General features: G+C 53.8%; 8 protein-coding genes and 1 pseudogene. 5 read left to right on the top strand and 4 right to left on the bottom strand.

From position 1 onward, the window contains the following. A partial coding sequence (locus AC06ND_RS02440) for a translation initiation factor IF-2 (protein WP_475677406.1) occupies positions 1–640 on the top strand: 640 nt, incomplete at its 5' end. A 74-nt stretch (positions 641–714) separates the two neighbouring features. On the opposite strand, the gene AC06ND_RS02435 is transcribed toward AC06ND_RS02440, so the two are convergent. From AC06ND_RS02435 to folP, 3 genes are read right to left on the bottom strand one after another with little or no spacing between them, the layout of a single operon-like run. Beyond that, positions 715–2,136, bottom strand: a complete 1,422-nt coding sequence (locus tag AC06ND_RS02435; RefSeq protein WP_475677405.1) for a carboxylesterase/lipase family protein — start codon at positions 2,134–2,136, stop codon at positions 715–717. Between the two features lie 25 nt (positions 2,137–2,161). Further along, complete coding sequence (locus tag AC06ND_RS02430) at positions 2,162–2,539, bottom strand: TerB family tellurite resistance protein (protein ID WP_475677404.1); 378 nt, start codon at positions 2,537–2,539, stop codon at positions 2,162–2,164. 23 nt (positions 2,540–2,562) lie between these two features. Beyond that, entirely contained in the window at positions 2,563–3,372 is an 810-nt protein-coding gene (folP, locus tag AC06ND_RS02425) for a dihydropteroate synthase (RefSeq protein ID WP_475677403.1), read from the bottom strand. 115 nt (positions 3,373–3,487) lie between these two features. Here folP and AC06ND_RS02420 point away from each other — a divergent pair, with 115 nt between their 5' ends. From AC06ND_RS02420 to AC06ND_RS02410, 3 genes are read left to right on the top strand one after another with little or no spacing between them, the layout of a single operon-like run. After that, positions 3,488–4,534 carry an NAD(P)-binding domain-containing protein gene (locus AC06ND_RS02420; protein WP_475677402.1) on the top strand — a complete coding sequence of 349 codons (1,047 nt, stop codon included), beginning with the start codon at positions 3,488–3,490 and terminating at the stop codon, positions 4,532–4,534. Between the two features lies 1 nt (position 4,535). Then, positions 4,536–5,216 carry a dTMP kinase gene (locus AC06ND_RS02415; protein ID WP_475677401.1) on the top strand — a complete coding sequence of 227 codons (681 nt, stop codon included), beginning with the start codon at positions 4,536–4,538 and terminating at the stop codon, positions 5,214–5,216. Positions 5,217–5,221: 5 nt separating this feature from the next. Then, entirely contained in the window at positions 5,222–6,379 is a 1,158-nt protein-coding gene (locus AC06ND_RS02410; RefSeq protein ID WP_475677400.1) for a DoxX family protein, read from the top strand. 1 nt (position 6,380) lies between these two features. Here the strand turns inward: AC06ND_RS02410 and AC06ND_RS02405 are convergent, their stop codons facing one another. Continuing rightward, positions 6,381–6,716 (bottom strand): FtsB family cell division protein, encoded by a 336-nt coding sequence (locus AC06ND_RS02405; protein WP_475677399.1) that lies wholly within the window; start codon positions 6,714–6,716, stop codon positions 6,381–6,383. Positions 6,717–6,784: 68 nt separating this feature from the next. Here AC06ND_RS02405 and AC06ND_RS02400 point away from each other — a divergent pair. Then, positions 6,785–7,078, top strand: a pseudogene (locus tag AC06ND_RS02400) (nucleotidyltransferase); the annotation flags it as partial.

Below are 7,078 nucleotides of genomic sequence, written 5' to 3'. Positions count from 1 at the left end.
CGGACGCCGTATCGCGATCGGAAACTTCAAGGAGCTCAACTTCATCGTCAAGGGAGACGTGGACGGATCTATCGAGGCACTCTCAGACTCTATCATCAAGCTCTCTACCGAGGAGGTGCGCGTAAACGTCATCCACAAGCCAGTCGGTCAGATTTCAGAGTCCGATATCCTCCTTGCAGCCGCATCCGATGCGATCATCGTCGGTTTCCAGGTACGCCCTTCAGTCAACGCCCGCAAGCTTGCCGAGAAGGAGCAGATCGAAATCCGTCTCTACTCTGTCATCTACGACTGTATCAACGAGATCAAGGATGGTATCGAGGGTATGCTCGAGCCTGAGCAGAAGGAGGAGATCGTCGGTACTGCAGAGATCCAGCAGACCTTCAAGATCAGCAAGGTCGGCACCATCGCCGGCTGTATCGTCAAGGAAGGAAAGATCAACAAGACCAACAAGGTACGACTCATCCGCGACGGTATCGTCATCTACACCGGCGAGCTCGGATCCCTCAAGAGGTTCAAGGACGACGCGAAGGAGGTACTTACCGGAATGGAGTGCGGTCTCAACATCGAGAACTTCAACGACATCAAGGTCGGCGACATCGTCGAGTCCTACACCATCGTCGAGATCAAGAGAACTCTCTAAGATTTCCACATACACGAATAAAGCCGTCCGGTTGCCCGGGCGGCTTTATTCATTTCCGATATTTCCTTTTCGACTTATCGAGCCGGCCTTGGGATAGGCCGACCATAGTATGAAGCTTCGTTGTCGTTCTCGTCAAGGCAGAATACCATGAACTCTGGAGACTCCTCTGTGCATGGCTTCCAACCGAGCTTGCCGTCCGGATCAGGATTGCCGGTCTTCACGAAGTCTGACCAAGCGGTGATCATCTTCTCAGAAAGATCCCAGTCACCCTGAGTCCAAGGCCTCCAGCAGTACTTGAGGGACTTGAAGATGAACCAGAGGTCTGAAGAGTGGAATGCGCCGCTGAGCACGTTTGCACGGCCGTCAGTAGGGAGAGGACGTGCGAACTGGTAAGCATAAGCCTTGCCGCCGAAAGACTCCCTGTTCTTGCCGAACTCGATGATGCCCTTGGACATGTCGCCAGAATCGTCACGGGTATAACCGATCATATAAGGAACGTCTGCGAGAGTACCCTCAACTGCAGCAGCGTCGAAATCCTTGGATACGACTACGCCGTCGATGGTTGGAGCGAAGATACCTGCAGGACGGAGACCGTGTACCCTGTTATAGATGCTCTGGAGAGCGAAGATTTCCTCAGTAGAAGCTGCGCGCATCTTCTCAGCTGTATCAAGACCAGCCCAGTCCATGACTTCCTTGGTCCTGACCTCTGCGTCCTTGTAGTTCTCGAATGGAGCTGCATGGTTGAGACCACCTGCTGACATGATGATAGCCTTGTTGAAGAGACCGCGAGCCATAGGAGACTCTGAAAGGGTTCGGGTGCTGCGTCCACCTGCGCTCTGGCCGAAGATGGTCACGTTGTCAGGATCGCCACCGAACTGAGCGATGTTGTTCTTGACCCACCTGAGAGCAGCGATCTGGTCCTGGATACCGTAGTTTCCAGAGATTCCATTCTCGTTCTCTGCTGAGAGAGCAGGGTGAGCGGTGAAACCGAACACGCCGAGACGATAGTTGAAAGACACGAGCACGACATCCTTTGCTGCCCACTCCTCTGCGTAGAACTCAGGCTCTGAACCCCAGCCTTCGCGGAGTCCGCCACCATGGATCCACACTGCGACAGGAAGTTTCTTGCCAGTCTCGCCAGGAGCCTTGGTCCATACGTTGAGATAGAGACAATCCTCGCTGTAAGCCTGCTCCTTGCCATAGCCCCACTCGGTGGTATAGCCGCCGGTGTAGTGCTGTGCCTGGAAGCTAGGATGTCCGAAGGTATCGCATACCCTTACGCCTTCCCATGGCTGTACAGGCTGCGGAGCCTTCCAGCGGAGGTCGCGGATAGGAGGTGCCGCATATGGGATTCCCCTATACACGTACACGCCAGGAAGCTCATCCTTGACACCCTGGATCTGTCCGCCTTCGACGGTGAGAACTGGATTGTTCTCGCTGGTGCTGCATCCTACGAGCGCGCAGAGCGCGAGGATGCCTGTAATGATTCTTTTCATGTGTATTTGGATAGTTTGGTTGTTTCTACTTGAGGTTTTCCATGTACTTGACAGCCTCTCCCACAGTCATCGAAGGAAGACCACAGAGCTGTCCCACGACTCCCCATACGGCAAGTTCCCTCTTGTCGATGCTCTCATCTATGACCATGAGGGTTCCGAGGAAAGCCGAGACATAGGTCTTCTTTTCCCCGTCCATCTTCGAGATTACAGAGCATGCGGCTGCCGGCTCCATGTCCTCAGTCAGTGCAAGGATCTTTTCGAGATCATCTGCGGTGCTGACACCTATCCTCGAAAGTTCGAGATCATAGCCTGCCATCTCGTTCTCATCGAGCCTGCCGTCCGCAAGCACGAGTATCTTTCCGACCTTGGCGATGGCTATCTGTTCATTCCTGCTGAATTCCATATCTGTACTTAATTTTCTCAAAGTTAATAATTATGAATCATTCGCCAAACATCAATCGTCCACTTCGTCGGAGCAACGTCATGGACCCTGAGTATGGCCGCACCTCTGTCCAACGCTGCAAGATGGGCAGCCTGAGTGGCAGGGAGCGCTTCTTCCGGAGTGATACCCAACGGCTTGTATATCATACTCTTTCTGGAAATTCCGACAAGGATTTCCTTGCCGAAGCAAGAAAGTTCCTGCATGCGGTCGAGCAGTTCCCAATTCTGGGCGACGCTCTTTCCGAATCCGAATCCAGGGTCAAGCACCCATTCCTCAATGCCGGCTCCGGAGGCCTTGGCACTGAATTCTTCGAAGTACCGCCTGACTCCTTCCACCACATCCCCTCCATAGTCAGAACTGTCCAGGGTCTCTTCAAGGCTATGCATTGCGATGTACGGAAGCTTCAGGCCACCTACCGTCTCCAGCATCAAAGGATCTCGCCTACCGGCGTATATGTCATTGATGATCAAGCGTCCGGAAGATGCGAAATCCGGAAGGAGTGACGCAGCGAGAGTCGCGACCGACGCCCAATATGTATCCACGGAAACCGTGATATGCGGAAATTCCTGCCCTATCATTTCCAATACCGGAGTAAGTCTGCTGGCCTCCACGTCCGCACCGACGGCTGGAGCTCCGGGACGGGTCGAGCATGCGCCTATGTCGATGATGTCCGCACCCTCACTCAACATCGTCGCGACACGTTCCCGCACGAGATCGGTGTCGGCTGCACCGTCTGCCCCGAGGCAGCGGCTCCGGGCATAGTAGGAATTGTCCGTGATGTTTACGATTCCCATTATCTTAATGGGATACTCGGTGTTCATGGTTACGGGGTGTGGTATCATTGCAGAACAAATATAGCAAGAAACTTAAATATTATAGTTAACTTTACCGCTCCCATATTTTTGAGAAATGGCAGTTATCACTATAATAGGCGCCGGCCAGATGGGCTCTGCCCTCGCATTCGTTGCCGGCGAGAATGGAAACACCGTCAGGATGGTGGGTACTCCTCACGACAAGGCTCTCATCGACGCCTTGAAGGATGGAGGAAAACATCCGATATTCGGAAGGCATTTTCAGGAAGGTACTGAATTCTATCATACAGAGCAGTGGCAGGACGCCGTAAAGGGCAGCGACTTCGTGGTCGCAGGAGTATCATCCTACGGAGTCGACTGGTTCCTCGAGGAAATACTCATGAAGCTTGATGCTGACACCCCTGTCCTCTCCGCAGCGAAGGGTCTCACCGAGACCGAGGACGGTGAGCTCATCTCCTATCCCGTGTACTGGGAAAGGGAACTTCTCAAGAAGGGCATCAAGAGGGACATCTACGCCCTCGGTGGTCCTGGAACCGCCGATGAAATCGCTCATCACGACCACACCATGGTCGCCGTATGCGGAGTCGATCCGACGGTGCGCGAGACCATCAGCAAATCTTTCGACAACGCATACTTCCATGTTTCCACCACCTCGGACGTCATGGGTCTCGAATATTCGGTAGCCATCAAGAACGCGTTCGCTCTCGGAGTTGCTATTGCAATCGGATACATGAGCGTAAAGGACGAGGACAAGCCACGTGCCCATGTCAACACCCAGGCGGCCGTATTCTACCAGGCGGCTAAGGAAATGTCCAAGCTCCTTGAATCCATCGGTGCCGAATACAACAGCCTGCTCATCGGCCTCGGAGACCTCTACGTCACCGTGTCCGGTGCAAGGACACGCAAGATCGGCATCCTCCTCGGCGAAGGCAAGACATACGAGGAGGCACAGGAGATACTCGGCGGCATCACCCTAGAGTCAGTGGTGATAGTAAGAAGGCTCTACTCTTCGCTCAGGAAGAGGAAACTCAGAGGCGAGGTCAAGCTTTCGGACTACCCTCTCCTCACGTACATAGTCGAGCTCCTCGACGGACACAAGTATCAGGACCTCCCTTGGGACAAGTTCTCATTTGACGTAAAATAGCATGCTCGTAGTATTGGAAGGCCTAGACGGCGCAGGAAAATCGACCCAGGTAAAGAGGCTCAGAGCGTACATGGAATCCGTGTGCGGTTCTCTCGAATACATCCATTTCCCAAGGTATGAGGCCCCCGTGTACGGAGACCTCATCAGCCGTTTCCTCCGCGGAGACTTCGGTTCCAACGAGGCCGTCCACCCTCAGCTCGTCGCTCTGCTCTTCGCGGAAGACCGCCATGGCGCAGCTCCGCAGATGAAGAAGACCCTCGAAGAGGGAGGCACCGTCCTTCTCGACAGATACGTCTACTCGAACATAGCTTACCAGTGCGCCAAGATCTCCGACCCTGCAGAGGCGGAAAGGCTCAGGAACTGGATCTTCAACACCGAATATGGTGACTTCGAACTTCCGAAGCCAGACCTCAACATATTCCTGGACGTCCCTATCGGATTCGTGGAATCCCAGCTCAAGGCATCACGTTCCGGAGATGACAGGAACTATCTCGAAGGCGGCCAGGACATACATGAGGCAGACATCAACTTCCAGGTCGCCGTACGCGACATCTACAGGAAGCAGTGCGAACTCGACCCTTCGTTCGTAAGGGTGGACTGCTCCGCCGAGGATGGAAGCATGCTCCCTCCTGACGAGATTTTCGCAAAGGTCAAGGCTTTGACCGACAAGGTTTTGAAATAGCAGCCATGAGTGAAAGCAAAGGTAGATTGAGAAGGCTCTGCGCCTGGATAGTGGGTATAGTATTCACTGCATCGGGTGCGCTTAAGCTCATGGACCCGACCGGTGCAGGTCTCGTGATGGAGGAATATTTCAAGTTCCTCCACCTCGGATTCATGGCCGCCATCAGCAAGCCTGCCGGAGTTGCCTTCGCCCTCGCCGAGGCAGTGACTGGCGTCGCCCTCGTCACCGGAGTATGGAGGAAGCTCACGGCTGCCGTATGCTCGCTGCTGATGGCGTTCTTCACGATCCTCACCATCCTCCTCGTCATCTTCAATCCGGAGATGGACTGCGGATGCTTCGGCGAGATAGCTCATCTCACCCACTGGCAGTCCCTCCTCAAGAACATAGCCTTAGACCTTCTTCTGTTCGTCGCCTTCGTCCCAGCAAGGAAGCTTGGCACTCCGAAGAAGAGAAAATATGTGAGCTTCGCCGTGGTCAGCGCGTCAATGGTTGCCTTCCTCGTGTATTCGCTCGCACATCTCCCGCTCAAGGACTTCACCGACTATGCCCCCGGAAAGAAGCTTCTTTCAGCGCTTGACGAGAACGAGAACGTGATGTTCAAGGCGTCCTTCGTATACGAGAAGAACGGTATGCGCAAGTCCTTCACCCTCGAGGAGGAGCTCCCTGACAGCTCGTGGACCTTCATCCGCTCCGAGGCCATTCCGAACAAGGATCTCAAGGACATGCCCGTTCTCCCAGTGTCTGAAAACGGGGAGATCGTCGACCATCTCGCCGCCGAGGGAGACGTGATGATAGTGTCCATCTACAGGCCGGACAAGCTCAGCGCCAGTGAAAAGGCTGAGGCCCATGATTTCCTTGCGCAGGCAGAAGCTGTCGGCTTCCGCCCGCTCCTGCTGAGCACCACTCCGGAAACAGCAATGGGAGAATATCAGTCAGATTTCCGCGCGCTCATCGGCCTCAACCGGTCCAACGGAGGAGTCACTCTCATCCAGGACGGTATCATAATCAAGAAATGGTCGAGGATGACAGCTCCGACCTTCGAAGAAATGGAAGAAATGTATCAGGGGGAAGCACTGGACACACTCATGGATTCAGAGAGCCGCGGAGCTCTCGCATTCGAGGCGTTCCTTCTCTATTGCTTTGCCTTTATGATGCTGATCTAGGCTACTTCTCGAGAATATAGACGTCATCTCCAGGAGATGCGTACTGGAACTGTTCCCTGGCAAAACGCTCGAGGGTATCCTTGTCCGTCGCGAGGGTCTCGATGGCCCTGTCTATCTCCCTTATCTGCTCGTTGTAGTACTCGATCTGGGCATTCTGCCTGCGAATCTCCGACTTCGCGCGGAGCCAGTTGAACAGGTTCTCGCCAGGAAGGAAGCAGATAAAGGCTATGCAGAGTCCCACTGCCACCACCGCAAACATGAAGAAACCGCCATGCTCGCCCTTGAACAGTGAATTCACATAATCCTTGACGGACTGCCACGCCTTATTTCCTGACATTTTCTACTACAATTACCTATTCTCTGCAAAAATAGTTAATTTTGCTTGACATTAATCATATTGACACCATGAAACCTACACTTCTTGTTTTGGCTGCCGGAATGGGCAGTCGCTACGGCGGACTCAAGCAGATGGACGGACTCGGTCCTAACGGAGAGACAATCATCGACTATTCCATCTATGACGCAGTCCAGGCCGGATTCGGCAAGGTCGTATATATCGTCAGAGAGTATTTCAGAGAGCAGTTCGAGGAAGTCGTGAAGCAGAAATACAGCAAGGTAAGATGCATCGACGGAGAGCCGCTCCAGTTCCAGTTCGTAGTGCAGGAACTTGACAAGATCCCTTCACAGTTCACCCTCAAC

The organism is Candidatus Cryptobacteroides sp. (genome assembly GCF_056207615.1).
This window is presented reverse-complemented; position numbering and strand designations above follow the sequence as displayed.